This is a genomic window from Terribium retamae, assembly GCF_022347545.1.
Lineage (GTDB): Bacteria > Pseudomonadota > Alphaproteobacteria > Rhizobiales > Rhizobiaceae > Mesorhizobium > Mesorhizobium retamae.
In genome coordinates this window covers 151,173-172,812 of record NZ_JAKREW010000006.1, presented here as the reverse complement: position 1 = coordinate 172,812, position 21,640 = coordinate 151,173, and the positions used below count along the sequence as shown (strand labels likewise).

Annotated in this window: 25 protein-coding genes; 8 read left to right on the top strand and 17 right to left on the bottom strand. The window is 61.3% G+C overall.

Features of this window, described 5'->3' with window-relative positions; translation table 11 throughout:
* Nucleotides 1–102: 102 nt before the first annotated feature.
* Both ttcA and L4923_RS09660 read left to right on the top strand, forming a co-directional pair.
* Nucleotides 103–969 (top strand): tRNA 2-thiocytidine(32) synthetase TtcA, encoded by an 867-nt coding sequence (gene ttcA / locus L4923_RS09665; RefSeq protein WP_239364147.1) that lies wholly within the window; start codon nt 103–105, stop codon nt 967–969.
* The gene (locus L4923_RS09660) at nt 959–1,783 is read left to right on the top strand and encodes an inositol monophosphatase family protein (RefSeq protein ID WP_239364145.1); all 825 of its coding nucleotides are present in this window, start codon (nt 959–961) and stop codon (nt 1,781–1,783) included. Before ttcA ends, L4923_RS09660 begins: the two co-directional genes overlap by 11 nt.
* Nucleotides 1,784–1,812: 29 nt before the next feature.
* On the opposite strand, the gene L4923_RS09655 is transcribed toward L4923_RS09660, so the two are convergent.
* Entirely contained in the window at nt 1,813–3,081 is a 1,269-nt protein-coding gene (locus tag L4923_RS09655) for a multidrug effflux MFS transporter (protein WP_239364143.1), read from the bottom strand.
* Nucleotides 3,082–3,194: 113 nt separating this feature from the next.
* Complete coding sequence (gene grxD, locus L4923_RS09650) at nt 3,195–3,530, bottom strand: Grx4 family monothiol glutaredoxin (protein WP_239364140.1); 336 nt, start codon at nt 3,528–3,530, stop codon at nt 3,195–3,197.
* A 478-nt stretch (nt 3,531–4,008) separates the two neighbouring features.
* On the opposite strand from grxD, the gene L4923_RS09645 reads away from it, so the two are divergent.
* Nucleotides 4,009–4,572: a phosphodiester glycosidase family protein gene (locus L4923_RS09645; protein ID WP_239364137.1), complete on the top strand. Its 564-nt coding sequence runs from the start codon at nt 4,009–4,011 to the stop codon at nt 4,570–4,572.
* Nucleotides 4,573–4,693: 121 nt separating this feature from the next.
* Here L4923_RS09645 and L4923_RS09640 read toward each other — a convergent pair whose 3' ends face one another.
* The 3 genes from L4923_RS09640 to L4923_RS09630 all read right to left on the bottom strand — a co-directional run bounded on the left by L4923_RS09640 (nt 4,694) and on the right by L4923_RS09630 (nt 8,741).
* Entirely contained in the window at nt 4,694–4,927 is a 234-nt protein-coding gene (locus L4923_RS09640) for a BolA/IbaG family iron-sulfur metabolism protein (protein ID WP_054314029.1), read from the bottom strand.
* Between the two features lie 17 nt (nt 4,928–4,944).
* Nucleotides 4,945–7,170, bottom strand: coding sequence for a phosphoribosylformylglycinamidine synthase subunit PurL (gene purL, locus L4923_RS09635; RefSeq protein ID WP_239364134.1), 2,226 nt, complete (start codon nt 7,168–7,170; stop codon nt 4,945–4,947).
* A 152-nt stretch (nt 7,171–7,322) separates the two neighbouring features.
* On the bottom strand, nt 7,323–8,741 hold the full coding sequence (locus L4923_RS09630; protein ID WP_239364131.1) for an aminotransferase-like domain-containing protein: 1,419 nt from the start codon (nt 8,739–8,741) through the stop codon (nt 7,323–7,325).
* A gap of 195 nt (nt 8,742–8,936) precedes the next feature.
* Here L4923_RS09630 and L4923_RS31075 point away from each other — a divergent pair, with 195 nt between their 5' ends.
* A complete protein-coding gene (locus L4923_RS31075; RefSeq protein ID WP_343302930.1) occupies nt 8,937–9,086 on the top strand; it encodes a DUF1127 domain-containing protein in 150 nt (49 codons plus the stop codon).
* Between the two features lie 289 nt (nt 9,087–9,375).
* Here L4923_RS31075 and L4923_RS09620 read toward each other — a convergent pair whose 3' ends face one another.
* From L4923_RS09620 to purC, 5 genes are all read right to left on the bottom strand, one after another.
* On the bottom strand, nt 9,376–9,795 hold the full coding sequence (locus L4923_RS09620) for a hypothetical protein (RefSeq protein WP_239364125.1): 420 nt from the start codon (nt 9,793–9,795) through the stop codon (nt 9,376–9,378).
* 55 nt (nt 9,796–9,850) lie between these two features.
* Nucleotides 9,851–10,519 (bottom strand): phosphoribosylformylglycinamidine synthase subunit PurQ, encoded by a 669-nt coding sequence (gene purQ / locus L4923_RS09615; protein ID WP_239364122.1) that lies wholly within the window; start codon nt 10,517–10,519, stop codon nt 9,851–9,853.
* A gap of 3 nt (nt 10,520–10,522) precedes the next feature.
* The gene (locus tag L4923_RS09610; protein WP_239364105.1) at nt 10,523–11,044 is read right to left on the bottom strand and encodes a hypothetical protein; all 522 of its coding nucleotides are present in this window, start codon (nt 11,042–11,044) and stop codon (nt 10,523–10,525) included.
* Nucleotides 11,045–11,059: 15 nt separating this feature from the next.
* Nucleotides 11,060–11,302 (bottom strand): phosphoribosylformylglycinamidine synthase subunit PurS, encoded by a 243-nt coding sequence (gene purS / locus L4923_RS09605; RefSeq protein WP_239364101.1) that lies wholly within the window; start codon nt 11,300–11,302, stop codon nt 11,060–11,062.
* 98 nt (nt 11,303–11,400) lie between these two features.
* Nucleotides 11,401–12,192 carry a phosphoribosylaminoimidazolesuccinocarboxamide synthase gene (gene purC / locus L4923_RS09600; protein WP_239364100.1) on the bottom strand — a complete coding sequence of 264 codons (792 nt, stop codon included), beginning with the start codon at nt 12,190–12,192 and terminating at the stop codon, nt 11,401–11,403.
* Between the two features lie 283 nt (nt 12,193–12,475).
* On the opposite strand from purC, the gene L4923_RS09595 reads away from it, so the two are divergent.
* Together L4923_RS09595 and L4923_RS09590 are read left to right on the top strand one after the other, a co-directional pair.
* On the top strand, nt 12,476–12,796 hold the full coding sequence (locus L4923_RS09595) for a DUF1476 domain-containing protein (protein ID WP_239364099.1): 321 nt from the start codon (nt 12,476–12,478) through the stop codon (nt 12,794–12,796).
* A 122-nt stretch (nt 12,797–12,918) separates the two neighbouring features.
* A complete protein-coding gene (locus L4923_RS09590; RefSeq protein ID WP_239364097.1) occupies nt 12,919–13,692 on the top strand; it encodes an HpcH/HpaI aldolase family protein in 774 nt (257 codons plus the stop codon).
* 66 nt (nt 13,693–13,758) lie between these two features.
* Here L4923_RS09590 and L4923_RS09585 read toward each other — a convergent pair whose 3' ends face one another.
* The gene (locus L4923_RS09585; protein WP_239364095.1) at nt 13,759–14,307 is read right to left on the bottom strand and encodes an RBBP9/YdeN family alpha/beta hydrolase; all 549 of its coding nucleotides are present in this window, start codon (nt 14,305–14,307) and stop codon (nt 13,759–13,761) included.
* A gap of 159 nt (nt 14,308–14,466) precedes the next feature.
* On the opposite strand from L4923_RS09585, the gene L4923_RS09580 reads away from it, so the two are divergent.
* Entirely contained in the window at nt 14,467–15,369 is a 903-nt protein-coding gene (locus tag L4923_RS09580) for a VOC family protein (protein WP_239364094.1), read from the top strand.
* A gap of 1 nt (nt 15,370) precedes the next feature.
* A complete protein-coding gene (locus tag L4923_RS09575) occupies nt 15,371–15,865 on the top strand; it encodes a GNAT family N-acetyltransferase (RefSeq protein WP_239364093.1) in 495 nt (164 codons plus the stop codon).
* Nucleotides 15,866–15,974: 109 nt separating this feature from the next.
* On the opposite strand, the gene L4923_RS09570 is transcribed toward L4923_RS09575, so the two are convergent.
* The 6 genes from L4923_RS09570 to L4923_RS09545 all read right to left on the bottom strand — a co-directional run bounded on the left by L4923_RS09570 (nt 15,975) and on the right by L4923_RS09545 (nt 21,587).
* Nucleotides 15,975–16,709: a metallophosphoesterase family protein gene (locus L4923_RS09570; protein ID WP_239364082.1), complete on the bottom strand. Its 735-nt coding sequence runs from the start codon at nt 16,707–16,709 to the stop codon at nt 15,975–15,977.
* 6 nt (nt 16,710–16,715) lie between these two features.
* A complete protein-coding gene (purB, locus tag L4923_RS09565) occupies nt 16,716–18,017 on the bottom strand; it encodes an adenylosuccinate lyase (RefSeq protein WP_239364078.1) in 1,302 nt (433 codons plus the stop codon).
* Nucleotides 18,018–18,078: 61 nt separating this feature from the next.
* The gene (locus L4923_RS09560; protein WP_343302922.1) at nt 18,079–18,492 is read right to left on the bottom strand and encodes a hypothetical protein; all 414 of its coding nucleotides are present in this window, start codon (nt 18,490–18,492) and stop codon (nt 18,079–18,081) included.
* A gap of 119 nt (nt 18,493–18,611) precedes the next feature.
* Entirely contained in the window at nt 18,612–19,310 is a 699-nt protein-coding gene (locus tag L4923_RS09555; protein ID WP_239364074.1) for a DUF2259 domain-containing protein, read from the bottom strand.
* A gap of 184 nt (nt 19,311–19,494) precedes the next feature.
* Entirely contained in the window at nt 19,495–20,502 is a 1,008-nt protein-coding gene (locus tag L4923_RS09550; RefSeq protein WP_239364072.1) for a P1 family peptidase, read from the bottom strand.
* Nucleotides 20,502–21,587, bottom strand: a complete 1,086-nt coding sequence (locus L4923_RS09545; RefSeq protein ID WP_239364068.1) for a branched-chain amino acid ABC transporter substrate-binding protein — start codon at nt 21,585–21,587, stop codon at nt 20,502–20,504. Before L4923_RS09545 ends, L4923_RS09550 begins: the two co-directional genes overlap by 1 nt.
* Between the last annotated feature and the right edge of the window lie 53 nt (nt 21,588–21,640).

Below are 21,640 nucleotides of genomic sequence, written 5' to 3'. Positions count from 1 at the left end.
ATGCAGAAAGGCCGCCTTCGGGTGGCCTTTTTTGTTTCAGGTATTTGTTTGACGAAGCGAGCCCCGGTATAAGGCGCGGCATCAACTGCGGAACGCAACACCATGAACGCACCAGCAGACACGATTCCCGATCTCGACGGTGGTTGCCACCCGTTGTTTCGCGACGTGCCGTCATCGGTGGAATTCAACAAGCTGCGCAAGCGCCTGCTCAGGCTGACACGTCAGGCCATGGATGATTTCGCCATGGTGAAGCCCGGCGAGCGCTGGCTTGTAGCGCTATCAGGCGGCAAGGATTCCTACGGACTGCTGGCGCTCCTGCTCGACCTCAAATGGCGTGGCCTGTTGCCGGTCGAACTCATCGCCTGCAACCTCGATCAGGGGCAGCCTAATTTTCCCAAGCACATCCTGCCGGATTACCTGACGGCCAACGGCATTGCGCACCGCATCGAGTATCAGGACACCTATTCGATCGTCACCGACAAGCTGCCGGAGAACTCGACCTATTGCTCGCTATGCTCGCGGCTGCGGCGCGGCCATCTCTATCGCGTTGCGCGAGAGGAGGGCTGCTCGGCACTGGTGCTCGGCCATCATCGCGAGGACATTCTCGAAACCTTCTTCATGAACCTTTTCCATGGCGGACGGCTGGCAGCGATGCCGCCCAAGCTGCTCAATGACGAGGGCGACATGATGGTGCTGCGCCCGCTCGCCTATTGCGCCGAGGATGATCTGGAGAAATTCGCCAACGCCATGGCGTTTCCGATCATCCCTTGCGACCTCTGCGGCAGCCAGGAGGGATTGCAGCGCAACGCCATGAAGGCGATGCTGGACGATATCGAGAAGCGCATGCCCGGCCGCAAGGATACGATGATCCGCGCCATGACCAATGTGCGGCCATCGCATCTTCTGGATCGCAAGCTGTTCGATTTCGCGGCCTTGGCGCCTTCTGCCGGGAATACCGATGCGCTTTGACGATCGCGATGTCGAATGGTTGAGCGGGGTTCTGGCCGACGCGGCTGAGCGCGAGATCATGCCGCGTTTTCGCCGTCTCGGTGCAAATGACGTGCAGCAGAAGAAGTCGGCCGCCGACCTCGTCACCCAGGCGGACATTCATGCGGAACGGGTGATAACGCAAGCGATCGCTACACGATATCCGGACGCTCTGATCGTCGGCGAAGAGGCTTGCGAGGCCGACAGGACATTGTTGGCGAAGCTCGGCGGCAGCAGGCTGGCCTTTGTCATCGACCCGGTCGACGGCACATATAACTTCGCATCCGGCGTGCCGGTGTTCGGCGTCATCCTGGCGGTGATCAGAGACGGCGAGACGATCGCCGGCATCATCTACGATCCGGTCGGCAAGGACGCATTGATCGGTGTTCGTGGGGCAGGCAGCCACATGGTGAGCAGGCAGGGGCGAGAGCGCGTGACCGTGGCCGAGCCGGTGCCGTTCTCGCAGATGACCGGTGCGCTTGGCTGGCAGGCCTTTGACGAACCGCAGCGCTCGCTGCTCGCGAAGAACCAGGCGAAATGCCTGTCCTACATCGGCTACCGCTGTTCGGCGCACGAATACCGCGTACTCGCCGGCGGACACGCGCATTTCATCGTCCAAAATGTCATGATGCCGTGGGACCATCTGGCCGGCGTGCTGATCCACCAGGAGGCGGGTGGTCATGCAGCACGCTTCGACGGGAGCGCTTACCTGCCATCCCATATCTCAGGCGGCCTGATTGTGGCGCCCGACGAGGCAAGCTGGGCCGAAATCAAACGCGAGCTGTGGGCAGAATAATGCCGGCAGGATGACTGCCGGCCGTATTCTCAATGGGAAGGCTCTGCGCTGACGGCTTGCTGCGCACTCGGAGCGGTAAAAAGCTTGCCCCGTTCCGCAATCAGCACGAACACCAGTCCGACGATGCCTACGCCGCAGAAGCCGGCGGCCAAGGGGGTGACCGTTCCATCGAAGGCCTGCCCGATGATTGCGCCGACGAGACCGCCGCCCAGCGTCTGGATAAAGCCCTGGATTGATGCCGCCGTACCTGCGATGTGGCCAAGCGGTTCCATGGCGATAGCGTTGAAATTCGAACCGATCCAGCCGAACTGGAACATCGCCAGCGCGAACAGAAGCACGAAGAGCGGCAACGGTACCGGTCCGAACAGCGATATCACGAACCAGACCGTCGAAACGATGGTGAAGCCGATCAGCGCTCCGTGCGACAGGCGGCGCATGCCGAGACGCATGACCAGCCGGGAGTTCAGGAAAGACGATACCGCCATCATGCCGGCAATCGCCGCGAACAACACCGGAAACCAGTAACCGAGCTGGTAGATGCCGATATAGACCTGCTGTGCGGAGTTGATGAAGCCGAACAGGGCGGCAAACACCGAAGTCGACGCCAGCGTGTAGCCGAGCGACAGCCGGTTTGACAGCACGATCCCGAAACCCTGTACGAGGGAACCGAGATCGATCTGCCGCCTATCTTCCGGATGTTGCGTTTCCGGCATGCGGATGAAGGTCCAGAGCGCGATCGCCGTGGCGATCACCGCCATCACCATGAAAATCATGTGCCAGTTCGCAAAGATCATCACCAGCTGTCCGATCGATGGCGCCACCACGGGAATGACCATGAACACCATGAAGATCAGGGACATCACCTCGGCCATGGCACGGCCACCGAAACGGTCACGCACCATGGAGACCGCGATGACGCGGGTCGAGGCGGCTCCTATGCCCTGGATGAAACGCAACAGGAGCAGTATCTCGAAACTGGGCGCGAATACCGCACCGGCAGCAGCACAGATATAGATGACAAGTCCAACCAACAGTGGCTTCCGGCGGCCGAAACGGTCCGACAGCGGCCCGAAGAAGATCAAGGCGGCTGCCAGACCGCCGAAATAGGCCGAGATCACATATTGCCGGTGGTTCTCGTTGGAGACGCCGAGACTGGAGCCGATCTCCTGCAGGCCGGGCAGCATGATGTCGATGGCGAGAGCATTAAGGGCCATCAGTGCAGCGCAGATGCTGATGAATTCCCAGCGTGGGATCGCAAAGGCCGCTTGTCGGGCGTCTTGCTGGGCTTGCGTGTCCATGAGGATCCCCCAATGCCGAAACGCCGATGCACCGTTGGCCGGCACATCGGCTTGATGTCCTGAAGCGGACGATTTGGTTCAGCCGGGCAGGGGGCTGCCCGGCGAGGATCAGGTCAGGCTGCGCCTTTGACCTTGATGCCCTTCTCGTCGAAGAAGGCCTGCAGTTCGCCGGCCTGGAACATTTCGCGCACGATGTCGCAACCGCCGACGAACTCACCCTTCACATAAAGCTGCGGGATGGTCGGCCAGTTGGAATAGTCCTTGATGCCCTGGCGCAAATCGTTGGAGGTCAATACGTTGACGCCCTTGTAGTCTACGCCGATGTAGTCGAGGATCTGCACGACCTGACCCGAGAAGCCGCACTGCGGAAAGCCCGGCGTGCCCTTCATGAACAGGACGACGTCGTTGCTCTTCACTTCGCTGTCGATGTAGTCGTTGATTCCGCTCATGGGCCAAAATCCTTCTGCGCCCGCTGGAGTCGGGCCTGTAACATCATCATGAGATAACCCCGACAGCGAGCTGAAACAAGATGTTTGCCGATCACCATTCCGAAATGGCGCAAGCAACGGCCGGTTGCTGGGCCAAGCAGAACGGAGTCTTCAGCAGCCGATGACACGCTGGACCCGGCTCGTTCTCCTGATTTTATTGCTGGCCGGCGTTTGCTTGGCGGGCTGGCTCGCCCTGCGGCCGCAGCGGTTCGAGACTGCCAGCCAACCTCCAGCCCCACCGGCATCACCGTCGGCTCCGCAATCTCTGCCTTCGGATCTGCAGCCCGCTCCACCTCCCGCGTCGACAAAGGCAGCATTGCCCGAACCATGCCGCGACCTCACGTTCGAAGCGGTGACCTATGTCGTGTGCGAGGTGAATCTACGTCGGTATAGGGTTTCGCTGCACAGGCTGGATGCGACAGCCAAACCATACGGCTCCGTGACAAAATTCGCCCAAACCATGCACGCGGCCGGAACACCGGTGCTGTTCGCCATGAATGCCGGCATGTACCACAAGGATCTGTCGCCGGTCGGTTTGTTCGTCGAGAACGGTCACGAGGAAACACCGCTCAACCGCGATGATGCAGAAGGCAATTTCTTCCTCAAGCCGAATGGCGTTTTTTATGTCGGCACCGACGGCAAGCCAGGCGTTCTGGAAACCGGCGCTTTTGCTGCTGCCAAACCAGCAGCCGCATATGCCACGCAATCCGGCCCGATGCTGGTGATTGATGGTACGCTGCATCCGCGCTTCGAGCCGAACGGCACCTCACGCTATATCCGCAACGGCGTCGGCGTGCGCGATCCTGATACGGTGGTGCTGGCGATCTCGCGCAGTGAGGTCAGTCTTGGTAGTTTTGCGCGGCTGTTTCGCGATGCACTGGGCTGCCGCAACGCGCTGTTTTTCGACGGTGCCGTGTCCGCGCTCTCCAATGGCACGGCCTCGATTGTCGGAGGGTCGTTTCCAGCCGGACCCATTTTGGCCGTGGAGAGCAGTGAGCATTAGAGCGTTTCCGTTTTTCACGGAACCGCGGAAACGCTCTAAGTTTTTGTTTTCCTCGCATTTTTGTAACGCCAAGTGATTCCACTTGGCTAAAAAATGCATTAGCCCTTCATGAGGGCTGAGATTACTCCGGCACGCTGGTTTGAAGGGCGAGGGCATGCAGGACACCGCCCATGTTGCCCTTCAGCGCGTCATAGACCATCTGGTGCTGCTGCACACGATTCTTGCCGCGAAAGCTCTCGGCCACGACTTCGGCCGCGTAGTGATCGCCATCGCCTGCGAGATCGCGGATCGTAACCTTGGCGTCCGGAATGCCTTCCTTGATCAACCGTTCGATGTCGCGGGAGTCCATAGCCATGGGACGTTCCTTTTTCTCTAGTTCCCCATGAAGCGAGGAAACCAGGATTCGTGCGCCGCTTTCAAGTCTTTGATTGATATGGCGCGTGCCGAACCCAGTTTCAATTCGCTGCCGCCGGTGTTTCCGATCCACGGCGCGAAGATGCCGAGCGCCTTGGCCTCGTTCCACAGCGCCTGCAATTCTTCAGACTGGCCGCCGAATTTCACCGTGACCAGATAGCGGCCCTGGTCCTCGCCGAAGAAGACCGGGATCGGATTTGCATCGCTCAGGCCGGGCACCGTTGCGCCGATGCCGGATGCCATCGCCATTTCGGCCAACGCCACGGCAAGGCCGCCATCCGATAGATCGTGAACGGCGGTTGCCGCTCCGCTGCGGATCAGCTTGCGCACGAAGTCGCCGACTTTCTTCTCATGCGCGAGGTCGACCGGCGGCGGCGGACCGTCGCTGCGATTGTGGATGTCGCGCATATAGATCGACTGGGCGAGGTGGCTGCCCCAGCCGGCAGGGCCGCCGATGAGCAGGATGACTTCGCCTTCAGCGCCGAAGCCGACCTTGGCCATCTTCGACCAGTCGTCGATCAGGCCGACGCCGCCGATGGTTGGGGTTGGCAAGATGCCTTGCCCATTGGTTTCGTTGTAGAGCGAGACGTTGCCCGACACGATCGGGAAATCGAGCGCGCGGCAGGCGTCGCCGATGCCGGTGACCGCCTTGGCGAACTGGCCCATGATCTCGGGCCGTTCCGGATTGCCGAAATTGAGGTTGTCGGTGGCTGCGAGCGGCAGCGATCCCGTCGCGGTCAGGTTGCGCCAGCATTCAGCGACCGCCTGCTTGCCGCCTTCATAGGGGTCGGCCTCGCAATAGCGCGGCGTCACGTCGGAAGAGAAGGCCAGCGCCTTAGTGGCATGGCCGTCGACGCGCACCACGCCGGCGTCACCGCCCGGGATCTGCAGCGAATTGCCCTGGATCAGCGTATCGTACTGCTCCCAGACCCAGCGGCGGGACGAAAGGTCCGGGCCGCCGAGCATCTTCAGCAAGGCGTCGGCCACGTCCGCCTGCGGGATGTCGTCGGCCGCCAGCGGTGCGCGCTTGGCTGGCTCAACCCACGGGCGGTCATATTCGGGAGCCTGATCGCCGAGTTCCTTGATCGGCAGGTTGGCGACTTCCTCGCCCTGGTGCAGGACGCGGAAGCGCAGATCGTCGGTAGTCTTGCCGACGATGGCGAAATCGAGCCCCCATTTGCGGAAGATCGCTTCGGCTTCCTGCTCCTTTTCCGGGCGCAGCACCATCAACATGCGCTCCTGGCTCTCGGAGAGCATCATCTCATAGGCGCTCATGCGTTCTTCGCGCACGGGCACTTTGTCGAGTTCGAGTTCGATGCCGAGGTCGCCCTTGGCCCCCATCTCGACGGCCGAGCAGGTGAGGCCGGCTGCACCCATATCCTGGATCGCGATGACGGCACCGGATGCCATCAACTCCAGGCAGGCTTCCAGCAGGCACTTCTCGGTAAAGGGATCGCCGACTTGCACGGTCGGGCGCTTCTCGTCGATCTTGTCGTCGAATTCGGCCGAGGCCATTGTGGCGCCGCCAACGCCGTCCCGACCGGTCTTGGCACCGAGATAGACGACCGGCAGGCCAACACCCTTGGCTTGCGACAGGAAGATGCCATCGGCTTTGGCGAGGCCGGCCGCGAACGCGTTGACCAAAATGTTGCCATTGTAGCGGGCGTCGAAATTGACCTCGCCGCCGACAGTCGGCACGCCGAAGGAATTGCCGTAGCCGCCCACGCCGGCAACCACTCCGGCAACGAGGTGACGGGTCTTGGGATGGTCGGGTGCGCCGAAGCGCAGCGCATTCATCGCCGCAATGGGACGTGCGCCCATGGTGAAGACGTCCCGCAGGATACCGCCGACACCGGTGGCCGCGCCCTGATAAGGCTCGATGAAGGAGGGGTGGTTGTGGCTCTCCATCTTGAAGACCACGACATCGCCGTCGCCGATATCGACTACGCCGGCATTTTCGCCAGGGCCCTGAATGACCTGGGGGCCCTTGGTCGGCAGGGTGCGCAGCCACTTCTTGGAGGATTTGTACGAGCAGTGCTCGTTCCACATCGCCGAAAAGATACCGAGCTCGGTGAAGGTCGGCTCGCGCCCGACAAGGTCGAGGATGCGCTGGTATTCGTCAGGCTTCAGCCCGTGGGCGGCGATCAGTTCCGGCGTGATCTTCACGGTGTTGGAGATGGTCATGGTGCTGCAGGCAACTCCGAGAGCGTGTTGGGGCCCCTATAGCCGAACAGTCGGCGCTGCGACACTGCCGATTTCAGAAAAATGGCCGCATGCCACAGGCAGTTTGGTTGAAACCTATGCCGAGCGACCTGTGCGAAGCGTTTTTGAGCGGCTCAGCCGAAGGAATCGTAACCGGCGCGACCTTCTTCCAGCAGCCTGCGGATGATCTCTACGCCGCGCGCCACATCGGCACGCTGGCTTGGCGCTGAGATGCCGAAGCGTACGGCATGGAACACCTGTTCGGATCGGCCGGCCTTGAACTCGTCCTCATCGTCGAGCAGCACGCCGTTCTCGTAGGATGCATTTTTGAAGGTGCCGGAAAGCCACGGGTCCGGCAAAGTGAGCCAGACGAAGGGCACGTTGTCCCGGGCTTGGAAGGCAAAGCCGGCGAGCTTCTCGCGCACGATGGCGATGCGGGCATTGATCTCAGCGATGCTGTCACGGCGAATTTCATGCGCCTTGCCGGACAGCACCAGCCTGGAGCCGACTTCGGCGAGCAGGAAGGGCATGCCGCCGGTCAGCATCTTGTGCGCCACCTGAATGCGGTGCCGGTAGGCTGGCGGGCACGAGAGCCAACCGCCGCGCACGCCTGCCGACACCGATTTGGACAGACCGCTGGCAACGATGGTGCGCTCCGGTGCGAATTCGGCAAGCAGCGGCGTCTTGTCTTCGGTAAGGCCGCCATAGAGATCGTCCTCGACCAGCAGCACATTGTATTCGCGCGCGATCAGGGCGATGTCGCGACGGCGACCGACATCGATCGTTGCCAGCGTCGGATTCTGCACCGTCGGCATCAGGAACACCATCCTGGGATGTTTCTGGGCGCAGACGCGCTCGAAATCCTCGGGATCGATGCCCTCGGCATCTGACCCAACCAGCGCGATACGTCGCCCGACCAGCCCCGCGCTGCGCGAGACCTGCGAATAGGTAAGGTGTTCGAAGGCAATGTAGTCGCCGGGTGCGGTCAAGGCTGCAATTGCGGCCATCACCGCCGCATGCGTGCCGAGTGTCGGCACGATGCTGTCAGGGGCAGGACGGAAGCCGTTTCGGGCAAGCCAGAGGCTGCCGGCATCCATCCAGCGCTGAGGGAAGTCGCGCGTATAGCTAGCGATTTCATAGGCGTGGTCGCGCGTGATTTGCGCCAAGAGCTCGGTGATGATGCCGCCTTGGCCGGTGTCGGGCGCTGCCGTGCTGTCGAGGCGCAGCTTCCCGGGCGGTGCGACTGCAAGGCGCGTCCCTTCCGGATGAGAGGGCAGGGCCGGGCCATCCTGCTGTGAGTCGTCCGAATGCCGTCTGAGCACGTATGTGCCGCGTCCGACCTCGCCGCTGACCAGGCCGCGCTCGCGCAGCAGCTGATAGGCACGGCCGATCGTGCCCACTGTGGCGCCGATGTCGTAGGCGAGATCGCGCTGTGGCGGCAATTTTGTTCCCGCTGCCAGCACACCGCGGTCGATATCGGCTTCGATGCGGTCGGCGAGGCGCTGGTAGAGCGGGCCTGCGCCGGATGAAAGGTCTGGTAGCCAATTTGTCATGGTGACAATTTAGTATATTGTATCGATTTCAGAGTCAATACATATGCATTGCACCGCGGTTGTCGCGGCGATTGTGACAATGGTGCTGCTATGGCGAGTGCAATAGAGACAATTTCCAGGAGACAATCGTCTTCGGTCCTCCATGGAGAGCGGCTGTCGGGCTTCTCGGGTTTCTGCCGTCGCGTGACGGTGATGATGACTTCGTCCACAACCTGGCTTGGCCAGGCACTGGAGCGCCGCCGCAGCCGCTTGGCGCTGCTCGAAATGACCGACGAGCAGCTGAAAGACATCGGGGTCACTCGTTCCGACGCCTATCGTGAAGGAACGCGTTCCTTCTTCGATTGAGCAGCCGGTTCCACTTGAAGGCAAGTACGATGGAACGGAAGAAAAGATACCCTGCGCCCATACATTCCACCGATCCGGCGCGGGCGCCTCTCGCAAGGTTGATCGAAAGGCTGGCGCGCGGCTGGAACGCGCTCCCGCAGCATCAGCTTACGCGCCGAGGGCTGATGGAGCTCGGTGAGGAGGAGCTTGCCGAACTCGGCATGCCTCGGCGTAAAAGGGTGAAATGAAGACAGCCGGAGCGGCTGTGCCGGAACTCGCGCGATCGAAATCCTGGTACGCGCTGCGCAGGTCAGGCCTTGGCACCGCAATCGCTGCTGCCGGTCTGCCAGCGCGCGATGTCGGAACCGATGCGACCACCAAGTGACTCGCCCATCAGCGGGCCGAACACCTCGACGCGATTGGAGTTGCCGCGCGCCTGCACCACCAGCAGCGGCTTGCCGCCATAATGTTTCGCCGGCACCAGCAGGAAGCGGGGGGTGCCGCCGAAATTGTTGAGCTCGTTGGCCATCTGATAGGATTTGAAGGCGGGGTCCTTAGACGCGATCCAGCATTTGTGCGCTGCAATCGCAACCTGCTCCATGGCCCGTAGCGAAGCGCTTTTGCCGCCGCCAGTGGGGGCGGAATTATAAGACTTCGACTGGCAGCCCACCAGTGCGAGGCCTGCCAGGGCAACCAAACCGAAGCGGATGGCCATTTTTGCTGCATTCATCGTTTCGGCTTTCCCAAGTCGAGATGAAGTTTTGTCGGAAGAAGAGATCACCAACTCAGGCCGCGACGCCCAGCGCGCCTTCGAAGAGGGCTCGGCCATCATTGCCGCCATGTGCCGCTTCGATCAGATTCTCGGGATGCGGCATCAGGCCGAGCACATTGCCCTTGTCGTTGATGATGCCGGCGATGTCGTTGATCGAGCCGTTCGGATTGGTGCCTTCCGCGTAACGGAACACGACGCGGCCTTCGCCTTCGATACGCGCTAGCGTGTCGGCGTCAGCGAAATAATTGCCGTCATGATGCGCGACGGGGCAGCGAATGATCTGGTTCGGCTGATAGCCGCGGGTAAAGGCCGTGTTGGCATTGGCGACCTGCAGCTTCACCTCGCGGCAGACGAATTTCAGCGAGGCATTGCGCATCAGAGCGCCGGGCAAAAGGCCGGCCTCGACCAGGATCTGGAAGCCGTTGCAGACGCCAACGACCATGACACCCTTTGCGGCCTTCTCGGCCACAGCCCGCATCACCGGCGAACGCGCCGCAATCGCCCCGCAGCGCAGGTAGTCGCCGAAGGAAAAGCCGCCCGGAATGGCGATCAGGTCGACATCTGGGATTTCAGTGTCGGTCTGCCAGACGGTTGCCGGCGCAGTGCCGGAGATCTTGGTCAGCGCCGCGATCATGTCGCGGTCGCGATTGAGGCCGGGGAGGAGGACGACGGCTGTTTTCATTGTCTATCGCACAATCTGTGGAGCAATTTTCTGGAAGGCGAGGGCGCCGATGCGCTTGGCCTCGGCACGGCTGCCGGCGATACAGCGCATAAGCAGGAGCTGGTCATCCTGATAGAGCGTATAGGTATTGGCGTAGATATTGTCGGAGATCTTTACGTCGCTGACAAAACCGACTGCGCTTTTAAGGTTCGATTTTTTCAAGCCGTAGCATTCAGTGCCGCTTTTGGCGGCATTTTTCCTACAGATATCGAGCATCGTCTGCGCTGTGGTCTTGCCTGCGCGAACCCGATCCTCCATCCCAGCCGGCGCTTTCGAAAGCTGGACATCGATTGCCGTCAAGCCCCTGCAGTCGCCGCAGGACAGGACGAGCCGATTGCTGCCCTCGGGTTTTGCGGACCATTTGCCGGCAAGCGCTTTGGTATCGACCTTACTTAGGTCGGTAAGCTGCAGCGCAACGGCCGGACCTCCCAGCGACATCGAGGTGAGGAGCAATGCCGCAATGAGCTTCAGCATACTTTTGCTCATCACCCTTGCCATCGGCTAGACGAAGCTCACCGAATAGTTCTCGATCACCGTGTTCGCCAACAGCTTGTCACACATGGCCTTCAGGTCGATCTCGGCTTGAGCCTTGTCGGTGCTGTCGAGTTCGATGTCGAATACCTTGCCCTGGCGCACCTGGCCGACGCCGCCGAAGCCGAGGCCGCCGAGCGCATGTTCGATCGCCTTGCCCTGCGGGTCGAGCACACCATTTTTCAGGGTTACGGTGACGCGGGCCTTAATCACGCTATGCAATCCTCATTTCGATCGTTGTCGGCTCGTGGAAAACTGTTTTCCGGAAACCAGATGCACCGACCCCGATGGAAGCCGGCGCGGTGTTCATCTCAGTGCTTGGTGTCCTTGGGGCCGCTGGAAGCGACCAGGACAGGCCCGGTCGGGCGCATCGGTTCGTTCTCGTTCATGATGCCGAGGCGGCGCGCCACTTCCTGGTAGGCTTCGACCAGCCCGCCCATATCCCGGCGGAAACGGTCCTTGTCTAGCTTGTCCTGGGTGGCGACGTCCCACAAGCGGCAGGAGTCGGGTGAGATCTCGTCGGCCACGACGATGCGCATCATATCGCCTTCGAACAGCCGGCCGCATTCGATCTTGAAATCGACAAGCTGGATGCCGACGCCGAGGAACAGGCCGGAGAGGAAATCGTTGACGCGGATGGCGAGTGCCATGATGTCGTCGATTTCCTGCGGGCTTGCCCAGCCGAAGGCTGTGATGTGCTCTTCGGACACCATCGGATCGTCGAGCGCGTCGGCCTTGTAGTAGAACTCGATGATCGAGCGCGGAAGCACGGTGCCTTCCTCGATGCCGAGCCGCTTGGACAGCGAGCCGGCGGCAACGTTGCGCACCACCACTTCCAGCGGAATGATCTCGACTTCCTTGATCAACTGCTCGCGCATGTTGAGCCGGCGGATGAAGTGGGTCGGAATACCCATGCGGTTGAGATGGTTGAAGATGTGCTCGGAAATGCGGTTGTTGAGCACGCCCTTGCCGTCGACCACTTCGTGCTTCTTCTTGTTGAACGCGGTCGCATCATCCTTGAAGAACTGGATCAGCGTTCCGGGCTCGGGTCCCTCATAAAGGATCTTGGCCTTGCCTTCATAAATGCGGCGGCGTGACTTCATTTGATTTTTTCTCTGGTTGGAAGGGCAGGTAGCAACGACCGGTCCCTTTCTTTCGCGGCACATTGGCGCGTCTATGGTCTCAATCGCGGTCTCTACCGCAATCGCGGACATCGCTCAATCGGCAAATCGGTTGAATCACTGCTTTCCGGGCTGAAATGCCGCAACGCAACAAGCGAGCATCGGGCAAGATCGCATATTGACCGCGCGCCAGCCATTTGGTTTGAGAAATCCCGATAGGGATATATCGACCACCAACCGAATCGGTTCCACCGGAGGATTTGCGATGAGCAGCATGAAGGACCGCGAAGAGGGCTTCGAGCGCAAGTTCGTCTTCGACGAGGAACTGCGTTTCAAGGCGAATGCGCGCCGCAACAAGGCGCTCGGCCTGTGGGCGGCCGAAAAGCTGGGCAAGACCGGTGCCGATGCCGAAGCCTATGCCAAGGAAGTCGTGGTTTCCGACATCGAGGAGGCTGGCGACCACGACGTGTTTCGCAAGATCCGTAAGGATTTCGATGCCGCTGGCATCGACCAGTCCGATCATCAGATCCGGCGCACCATGGACGAGTTGATGGCGGAGGCCATCGAGCAGATCAAGAACAGCTGATCGCCGGACAACGAGACCGGCATAGCTGGACTAATGGACCGCCCGGTTTTTCCGGGCGGTTTTTCTTTGCCTTTTCCGTCATTTCCGGTTGAAACTGGATTCAAATCAAGAGGAAATTGCCGATGTCCCTGAGAGCTCGCCTGGAAGCCGATGAAACGCTGTGCACCGCCTGGTCTGGCGTGCCGGACGCGCTGACTGTCGAGATTGTCGCCAGACAGGGCTTCGACGCGGTGACACTCGACATGCAGCATGGCGGCCACAACGAAGACAGTGTGCTGCGCTCGATCGCGCCGATCCAGTCCGTCGGCAAGCCTGCGCTGGTGCGTATCCCGGTCGGCCGTTTTGACATGGCCAGCCGCGCGCTGGATTTCGGCGCCGAGGCGGTGATCGCGCCAATGGTCAATTCGGTGGCCGACGCCAAAGCTTTTGCCGCAGCGATGAAATATCCACCGCTTGGCGAGCGCTCCTGGGGCCCGACCTATGCTTTTCCGCGCCATGGCCAGGGCACGCAGGCCGACTGGCTCAAGGACAGCAACCAGCGGACGCTGGCTTTTGCGATGGTCGAGACGCGCGCGGCGCTCGCAGCATTGGATGGCATTCTGGAAACCCCTGGCATCGACGGCATCTTCGTCGGCCCCTCGGATTTCTCGATTGCCTGGAGCAATGGCGCGGTCGTGGACTCGACGCTCGAGGACATGATGGAAACCGTTGCGCTGATCGCCGAACGCAGCCGTAAGGCAGGCAAGCATGCCGCTATCTACGTTCTGGACACTGGCCTCAGTGGCCGTCTGGTCAAGATGGGCTACCGGCTGCTCGCTATGGGCTCCGAACAGGCATTGGTTGGCCTGGGCGCCAAAACGCTGTTGGCGGGTGTGAAAGCGTCGATTGGGCAGTGAGTAGTGAAATAGCGAGTAGCGAATAGGGGTAAGCCACCAATTTGCTACTCGCTACTCTCTATTCGCTCACAATCTCGACAGGAAATGCGCGAAGGTCATCGAACCTTCCGGCCACGGCCCGTGGCCGGATTCGGAATTGAGATGTCCGGTCTCGCCGGCATCGATAAACAGCGAACCCCATGCGCCTGCCAGGTCTTCTGCGATTTCGAAATCGCAGAACGGGTCGTTGCGGCTGGCGATCACCATTGAGGGGAAAGGCAACGGGTCGCGCGGGTAGGGGCCGAAAGTCATCAGGTGTTTCGGCTTGATCTTCGGATTGGCCACGTCCGGTGGCGCCACGAAGAAACCGCCGGCAATCGGCTTCTTGCACAGCGGCAGTGCCTGGATCGCAGTCGGAACGCCGAGCGAATGCGCCACCAGCACGACCGGTTTGGTTGCTTCGTTGACGGCCTCGGCCACACATGCCGTCCAATCTTCACGTACAGGTTTCGACCACTCGGCCTGCTCGACGCGGCGCGCTGTCGACAGTTTCGCCTCCCAACGGCTTTGCCAATGGTCAGGCCCCGAATTGGTGTAGCCGGGTACGATGAGGATGTCGGCGTCCTTGACTTTCATGGCCCCGATGTAGCGAGCGGCGTCGCCGGGTGCAATGGTGTGGTATCGTCGCCGAGATGTGAACGACGTGTTCGATTTTTGCCAGCTTGTGTGAACGATGGAAATCTTCCATTTGCTAGCCAGCACAATTACCGCCGCGTGCCTTCGGAGAATTGGGATTTGCGACTGACGCGACGTACAATGATGGGCGCATCCGGTGCGCTGGCTTTGGGAGCCATCACTGGCGCGGCCCGCTCGGAGACCAGAATGAGCACTTTGCCTTTTGCCGCCACCACACCGGTCAGCGTCGCCCGCGTCGGGTTGAAAGCTCGTGATGCCGACAAGCTTGCTGCATATTACAGCGCAGTAGTCGGGCTGGAAGAACTCAGCCGCGACGGCGAGACAATCACGCTGGGTGCGGCCAGTCGCCCGCTTCTGGTGCTCGAGCGCGACCCGGCCGCCAAGCCGGACGATCCGCGCAGCGCCGGACTGTTCCATACGGCCTTTCTTCTGCCCAGCCGCGCCGATCTCGGCCGCTGGATCAACCACGCCATTGAAAACAAGATCGCGGTCGAAGGCGCTTCGGACCACCTGGTCTCCGAGGCGGCCTATCTCACCGATCCCGAGGGCAATGGCATCGAAATCTATGCCGATCGTCCGCGCGAGACATGGAAGTGGAATGGCCCGACCGTCGAGATGGCGACGGTCCGCATGGATATTCCCGGTGTGATCGGCTCCGTACCTTCAGGCGACGCCGGCTGGAAGGGCGCGCCTGAAAACACGGTGGTCGGCCATGTTCATCTGCGGGTAGGCGATCCCAACCAGGCCGAGGCCTGGTGGAATAAGGAATTTGGCTTCGACACGGTCACCAAGTATGGCACACAGGCGGTGTTCCTGTCGTCTGGCGGCTATCACCACCACATCGGTGCCAACACTTGGCAGAGCGCTGGTGCGGGCAAGCGTGACGCCGGCCGTTCAGGTCTGTCCTGGGTGGAGATGCGCTCGTCGGAAACCACGACGCCGTCGACCCATATCGATCCGTGGGGTACGGTGATCCGCTCGGTTCCTGGAGTTCCTGCATGACATGTTGATCCGGTCCGAAACGCCCGCTGATCATGACGCGATCCATGAGCTTACCTGGGCTGCGTTCAAGCCGATGCCGTTCAGCGACGATACGGAAGCCGATATCATTCGAACCCTCCGTGCGGATGGCGATCTGGCAATTTCTCTGGTCGCTGAGGACGGCGGCGAAATCGTCGGCCATGTGGCGTTTTCCCGGGTAACTATCGACGGAGTCGATGACAACTGGTTTGGCCTCGGCCCGATATCGGTCAAGCCCGGCAGGCAGCGCCAGGGTATCGGCAAGGCGTTGATCGCTGCTGGGTTGAAGCTGCTCGATGAGCAGGGCGCCAGCGGATGTGCGCTGATCGGAAGTCCGGATGTATACAGCCATGCTGGCTTCGTGAGCGATGGACAGCTGACTTACCTGGATATCGATACAAGATATGTACAGCGGCTGGTGCTGCGTGGACCCGTGCCGCGCGGTGCGCTCAGCTTTGTTCGCGCTTTCGGCGGATGAAGGCGACCTTTTAGCCGGGTCTTCCTGCAGTTTCTCTTCCGACAACATCGCGCCAAAACAGACATGAAGCCTTGGCATTAACCCGCTATCTGGTTTTATCACCGATGTGTCAGGTGCCGATGGCGTCGGCTGCGAAGCCAGTCGAGAGCCCGTGCGCCCAGTTGGTGAAGCCAGCGGCGTCGGCACGGCGAGCGGCCTCCGCCCAATCATAATCGATGGCGCGCAGTTCGAATGACCACCTGCCGTTCCGGCGTGTGGCCAGCGCGTAACGCGCGTGCGGGCTGCCGGTAGCGGTTAGACCTGGAAAAGCCTGCACGCCGACGCTGCCCGGGTTGAGGATGCTCTGATCCTTGGTGGCCTGGACAACGCGCGGCGTGTGCGAATGACCGCACAACACCAGTTCCGCTGTGACATTGCCCAGCTTGAGCCGGACCGCGCTCTCTGTGGATGGGAAGAAGTGATTGCCACCGTCGTCCTCCAGCAGAAAGATTTCGTCGCTGGACGGACTGCCGTGGCAAAGAAAGATATCCGACTCTACGCTCATCGTGGCCGGTAAAGCAGAAAGCCAGTCCTGCGAAGCCTTGCTGAGATGACGATGCGCAAAGGCATCGATCGTGTCGAGTTCGGCAGCCGGCGTTTCGGCAAGTTCCCGATCATGATTGCCGCGCACGGTCGGCCAGCCGTGAGCGGCAAGATATTGTGCGGTTTCCTCCGGCCAAAGCGGGCCGGACAGGCAGTCGCCCAGATTGACGATCAGGTCGGGCGCGGCGGCCTTGATCTCACGGTGCACCGCTTCCAGTGCGCGCAGATTGCCGTGGATATCGGAAACGACTGCCAGCCGCATGACGTGTTATCCAAAGACGCGCTTGAAGATCGTGTCGACATGCTTCGTATGGTAGCCGAGGTCGAATTTCTCGCGGATTTCAGCTTCCGATAGTGCCGCCGTCACTTCCTCGTCGGCAAGCAGTTCCTCGAGGAAATCAGCGCCCTGTTCCCAGACCTTCATGGCATTGCGCTGGACGAGCCGATAAGCATCCTCGCGGGAGACGCCGGCTTGCGTCAAAGCCAGCAACACGCGCTGCGAGTGGACCAGTCCGCGGAACTTGTTGAGGTTCTTGTCCATGTTTTCCGGATAGACAAGCAGCTTGTCGACAACACCGGTGAGCCGCGCCAAGGCGAAGTCGAGTGTTACCGTCGCATCCGGCCCGATCATGCGCTCGACAGATGAGTGCGAGATGTCACGTTCGTGCCAGAGCGCCACATTTTCCATCGCAGGCAGAGCCATGCCACGCACCAGCCGGGCCAGTCCGGTGAGGTTCTCGGTCAGCACAGGGTTGCGCTTGTGCGGCATCGCTGACGAGCCCTTCTGTCCGGGCGAGAAGTATTCTTCCGCTTCCAGCACTTCAGTGCGCTGCAGATGGCGAATTTCGGTGGCCAGGCGCTCCACCGACGAGGCGATGACGCCGAGCGTGGCAAAGAACATGGCGTGACGGTCGCGTGGGATGACCTGTGTCGACACCGGCTCCGGCTTCAGGCCAAGTTTCTTGGCGACATGCTCTTCGACATAGGGTTCGATGTTGGCGAAGGTGCCGACGGCGCCGGAAATCGCGCAGGTGGCGATATCCTCGCGCGCATGGACGAGACGCTCGCGGCAGCGGCTGAATTCGGCATAGGCCTGCGCCAGCTTGACGCCGAAGGTGGTCGGCTCGGCATGGATGCCATGGCTGCGGCCGATGGTGACGGTGTCCTTGTGTTCGAAGGCGCGACGCTTCAATGCCGCCAGCAAGGCATCAATGTCGGCCAGCAGGATGTCGCTGGCGCGGGTGAGCTGCACGGCTAGGCACGTGTCGAGGACGTCGGACGAGGTCATGCCCTGGTGGATGAAACGTGAATCGGGGCCGACGAATTCAGCCAGGTGCGTCAGGAAGGCGATGACGTCATGCTTGGTGACGCGTTCGATCTCGTCGATCTTGTCGACGTCGAATTTGGCTGCGCCACCTTTCTCCCAGATGGTCTTGGCGGCTTCTTTCGGAATGACGCCGAGTTCCGCTAGTGCGTCGCAGGCATAAGCCTCGATCTCGAACCAGATGCGGAAGCGTGTTTCCGGCGACCAGATGGCGACCATTTCCGGCCGGGAATAGCGTGGGATCATCGGTCCGTCCTGATGTCTCGGGAAAACTTACGCCGCCTCCTAACAGAGCAGAAGAAAATGCTCAACGCGGCTGACGGACAAACCACAGTCCGGCAGCAAACAGTGCAATGAATCCGAGCGGGAAATAGAAGCGAATGCCGAGGATGGCGAACTGGTAGAGCGCGCCTGCACTGGTAAAGGCGAACTGAAGGAACCAGCGCACGCTGAAGGGCGTGCCATGCCATTCGGCATAATAGGAGCGATACTGCAGGACATAGAGCCCAGCGGTGAAACCAAGCGTTGCCGCGAGCAGGCAAGCAAACAGGGCGGCAAAGGCAACTTCGCCGGATCGGCCAAGCGAAATAAGCCGTGCGGTATACAGGCCGAGCGGAAAGGCGAGGGCGGCGCCGGCAGCAAACAAAAGGACGACCGTCACGATGCCGCCTGGCGTCTGCCATTCGGCCATCCACAGTTTGGCAAAGGCGCTTGTACCCATCAAAAAGGCCCAGGTAAGGGCGCCGAAAAGCGCGGTAGGCAATGTTGGGAGGGCCAGGCGCATACGTGCCGCTACCGCACCGCGCGCGCGGATGATTGGAACTGGTGGGGCGGAAGCGCTCACAGCCGCCCGGTCACCGCAATCCAGCGATAGTCCGGGCCTTCGAAGCCGTAACCGCGGGTCCAGATCAGCACGGCATAAGCCGACAGGCCATCGCCACCATAAGCCTGCACCGCGCCGATGCCGTAGCCATTTGGGCAGCCGCGGCTTTTCGGGATGGATTTGTCCTCGTGCAACAACTTCGTCGTGCCATTGGCGCTGGCTTCGATACGCAGCAGACGAAACCCCTTGGTTTCGCCCTGGCTGGCGCAGACGTCGTCGCCTTGTAGCGCGAATTCGTTCAGCCGGAATTCCATCGGCTCATCGATCGCCGGAAAGACGGGGCGCGGATTCACGACCATGCGCTGCGGGTCAGCCGACAGTTCGGTCACCGGGTTGCTGCCGGCGGTAACACCCGCATTGGCGTCAAGTTCGGCCTGCTTGACAACCGCCTCGCCCCGTTCGCGCGCCTTGTTGCGGGCCGCTTCCAAGGTGGCATTCTCGTCATCGAGCCGCACACGCACCGGCGTTCCTTTGACGAAAGTGTCAGTAGCGGTGTCGATGTAGTAGCGATTGGCGTAGGGAAAGCCGGAGCCGTCCTGAACGCCGTATTCTTCGAAGGCAAAAATGCCGCCGCCTTTGCTGAACCCGAGGATTTGCAATTGCGCAACATCCCCAGCCCAGGCGACGCCGGTCCCCAACCAAAGCACGCTTGCCAAGCCGACAGCGTTCGCGTTTTTCACGAAAACGCGAAGCCGCTTTAACTCTTTGTTTTTGCGTAATTCCAGACGGAAAACCGCTGCGCACTTTTCCTGGAATTCCTCTATGAGTTTCGCTAGCCGCATCATTTGCTCCTCTCGAACTCCGGCCGCAATATGCATGCCAGCGCCGGTCGCTGTACACTCAGCCTTTCAACGAAGACCAGGTTGGAAAAAGGTCACCTGCCGACGGTGTGGCATTGTAGACGGCACGCGCAATCGCCCGTGCCATGGTGGCGCCGGCTGCGGCATAGAGGTCTATGGCTTCGACCGGGGAGGGTGCGATACCGCTTCTGCCTGTCGCCAGGCCGAAGACGAGGTCTCCGTCCACTGGCGTGTGTGTCGGCCAGATGGCGCGGGCGAAGCCATCATGCGCTGCGATTGCAAGCCGCTTGGCTGCGGCTTTGGGCAACACCGCGTCCGTTGCGATGATTGCGATAGTGGTGTTGGCGCCGACCGGATTGTCGCGGAACTTCAACCGGATTTGCCGGCTGTCTTCGGGCAGGGGACAAGGATAGCTCAGCCCGCCGAATTCGTTGTCGATCTCGAAGGGAGCTGCCCAGAAATGGCGGCTACGGCCGACCGTCACCGAACCCGTCGAATTGGCGGCAACCAGAGCGCCGACGGTGATGCCGTTGTCCAGCAAGGTCGAAGCGGAGCCGAGCCCGCCCTTCAGGCCGGAAGTCAGGGCTCCGATACCCGCGCCGGCGGTGCCGATTTCGAAATCCGCTGACGCCGCAAGCGCTGCTTCATGCCCGAATTCGCGATAGGGCGGATAACGGCCCCAATTCTTGTCGCCGTTGTTGGGGAGGTCGAACAGGATCGCTGCCGGCACGATTGGTACGCGGAAGCCCGCGACCTCGAAGCCGATACGTTGTTCGCGCAGTGCTGCCTGCACGCCGGAAGCGGCATCGAGACCGAAGGCGGAGCCGCCGGAAAGCACCAGCGCATTGATGGTCTCGACCGAATTGTACGGCTCCAGCAGATCCGTCTCACGCGTACCCGGTGCGCCGCCCAAGACCTGCACGCCGGCCACCGCCGGCTCGTCGCAAACAAGGACCGTGCTCCCCGACTTCAGCTTGGCGTCCCCGGCGTTGCCGACACGCAAGCCGGCCACGTCGGTGATCAGGTTGCGTTGACCGGTGCGAAACATCATTGCTCCTCGAGAGGGACGAAGCGTGTGCCGTCAAAGCGAAAGGCACGATAGGGATTGTGGGTCAGGTCGCCTTTCTGGTCGAAGGCGACAGGGCCGATGGATGTCGTGAAAGTCCGGCCGGACAATAAAGCCGGCAGCGGTTTGCCATCGGCTTCGGACGCTTTCTTGGCCGCATCCAAGATCTCGACGGCGGCAAAAGCGGGCAACGCGTAGCCTTCGGGCTGGAGCTTGCCAGTGGAGAAGAGATCCAACGTCTTCTTGTCCGCCACATCTGCCCATTCCGGCATGGCGATCATCAAGGTGCCGGTCGCGTAAGGCAGCTCACTTGCGGCTTCGCGCAGCGCCTCGCCGCCGGCGAAGACCATTTCTGAGCCCAGCTTGGCAGCGTCACGGGCCATAATGGCCACGTCGCGGCCGTCGCCTCCGACAAAGACGGCGTCGGCTCCGGCTTTGCGCAGACGGCCGACCAGCCCGACCTGGTTGTCGAGCTCGGGGCGGAACGTGTCGGTGAACACCGGTTTCAGCGCGGCTTGCTGCGTCGCGACGCGCACCGCCTCTGCCAATTCGCGCCCATAGATAGTGCCGTCATCGACGACGGCAAAAGATGCTTGGCGCCACAGCTTGGACAGGATCATGCCGGCAGCATCGCGTTCTGCGTCTCCACGTGGACCGAGCCGAAATACCGGCCAGCCAGTCTTGGCGCGTCGGTCCGTGAGACTTTCCGTGCGCACTCCGAGCGTGATCACCGGAATGCCGGCCTGTTTCAGGATCGGCATGGCTGCCTCGATCGCCTCTGTGCACAGGAAACCGACGACGGCATCAACCTTGCGAGATACGAATTGCGCGGCGGCTGCCGCACCTCCTTCGGCGTTGCATCTGTCGTCGACAAGGGTTGTTTCGGCACCGACAGTGCCGGCGCCCAGCCGGATACCGTATTCGATCTGCCGCCCGAGGATTGTAGAGGAGCCGGTTAAAGGTGCCGCAACGCCGATGTTGAGTGGAGCGGCAATGGTTGCGCCGGTCAAGATCAACCCGGCAAGCAGGCCGCCCAGTGGGGCTATGAGTGCGTGCGGCAGTCGCATACCGATGAATTGTCTCCCCCGCTGACCACAGGACCAGCTTCGGTCAAGACCTA

Excerpts from the sequence above, each read along its gene's own strand:
- L4923_RS09640 (WP_054314029.1), bottom strand. The coding sequence starts at position 4,927 with ATGGCTATGGACTCCCGCGACATCGAACGGTTGATCAAGGAAGGCATT.
- L4923_RS09575 (WP_239364093.1), top strand. The coding sequence starts at position 15,371 with ATGTTGATCCGGTCCGAAACGCCCGCTGATCATGACGCGATCCATGAG.
- L4923_RS09655 (WP_239364143.1), bottom strand. The coding sequence starts at position 3,081 with ATGGACACGCAAGCCCAGCAAGACGCCCGACAAGCGGCCTTTGCGATC.
- L4923_RS09570 (WP_239364082.1), bottom strand. The coding sequence starts at position 16,709 with ATGCGGCTGGCAGTCGTTTCCGATATCCACGGCAATCTGCGCGCACTG.
- L4923_RS09590 (WP_239364097.1), top strand. The coding sequence starts at position 12,919 with ATGTCCCTGAGAGCTCGCCTGGAAGCCGATGAAACGCTGTGCACCGCC.
- L4923_RS09620 (WP_239364125.1), bottom strand. The coding sequence starts at position 9,795 with ATGAATGCAGCAAAAATGGCCATCCGCTTCGGTTTGGTTGCCCTGGCA.
- L4923_RS09545 (WP_239364068.1), bottom strand. The coding sequence starts at position 21,587 with ATGCGACTGCCGCACGCACTCATAGCCCCACTGGGCGGCCTGCTTGCC.
- L4923_RS09550 (WP_239364072.1), bottom strand. The coding sequence starts at position 20,502 with ATGTTTCGCACCGGTCAACGCAACCTGATCACCGACGTGGCCGGCTTG.
- L4923_RS09610 (WP_239364105.1), bottom strand. The coding sequence starts at position 11,044 with ATGAGCAAAAGTATGCTGAAGCTCATTGCGGCATTGCTCCTCACCTCG.
- purC (WP_239364100.1), bottom strand. The coding sequence starts at position 12,192 with ATGAAGTCACGCCGCCGCATTTATGAAGGCAAGGCCAAGATCCTTTAT.
- purQ (WP_239364122.1), bottom strand. The coding sequence starts at position 10,519 with ATGAAAACAGCCGTCGTCCTCCTCCCCGGCCTCAATCGCGACCGCGAC.
- L4923_RS31075 (WP_343302930.1), top strand. The coding sequence starts at position 8,937 with ATGACTTCGTCCACAACCTGGCTTGGCCAGGCACTGGAGCGCCGCCGC.
- L4923_RS09585 (WP_239364095.1), bottom strand. The coding sequence starts at position 14,307 with ATGAAAGTCAAGGACGCCGACATCCTCATCGTACCCGGCTACACCAAT.
- L4923_RS09660 (WP_239364145.1), top strand. The coding sequence starts at position 959 with ATGCGCTTTGACGATCGCGATGTCGAATGGTTGAGCGGGGTTCTGGCC.
- L4923_RS09560 (WP_343302922.1), bottom strand. The coding sequence starts at position 18,492 with ATGGGTACAAGCGCCTTTGCCAAACTGTGGATGGCCGAATGGCAGACG.
- grxD (WP_239364140.1), bottom strand. The coding sequence starts at position 3,530 with ATGAGCGGAATCAACGACTACATCGACAGCGAAGTGAAGAGCAACGAC.
- ttcA (WP_239364147.1), top strand. The coding sequence starts at position 103 with ATGAACGCACCAGCAGACACGATTCCCGATCTCGACGGTGGTTGCCAC.
- purB (WP_239364078.1), bottom strand. The coding sequence starts at position 18,017 with ATGATCCCACGCTATTCCCGGCCGGAAATGGTCGCCATCTGGTCGCCG.
- purL (WP_239364134.1), bottom strand. The coding sequence starts at position 7,170 with ATGACCATCTCCAACACCGTGAAGATCACGCCGGAACTGATCGCCGCC.
- L4923_RS09630 (WP_239364131.1), bottom strand. The coding sequence starts at position 8,741 with ATGACAAATTGGCTACCAGACCTTTCATCCGGCGCAGGCCCGCTCTAC.
- L4923_RS09595 (WP_239364099.1), top strand. The coding sequence starts at position 12,476 with ATGAGCAGCATGAAGGACCGCGAAGAGGGCTTCGAGCGCAAGTTCGTC.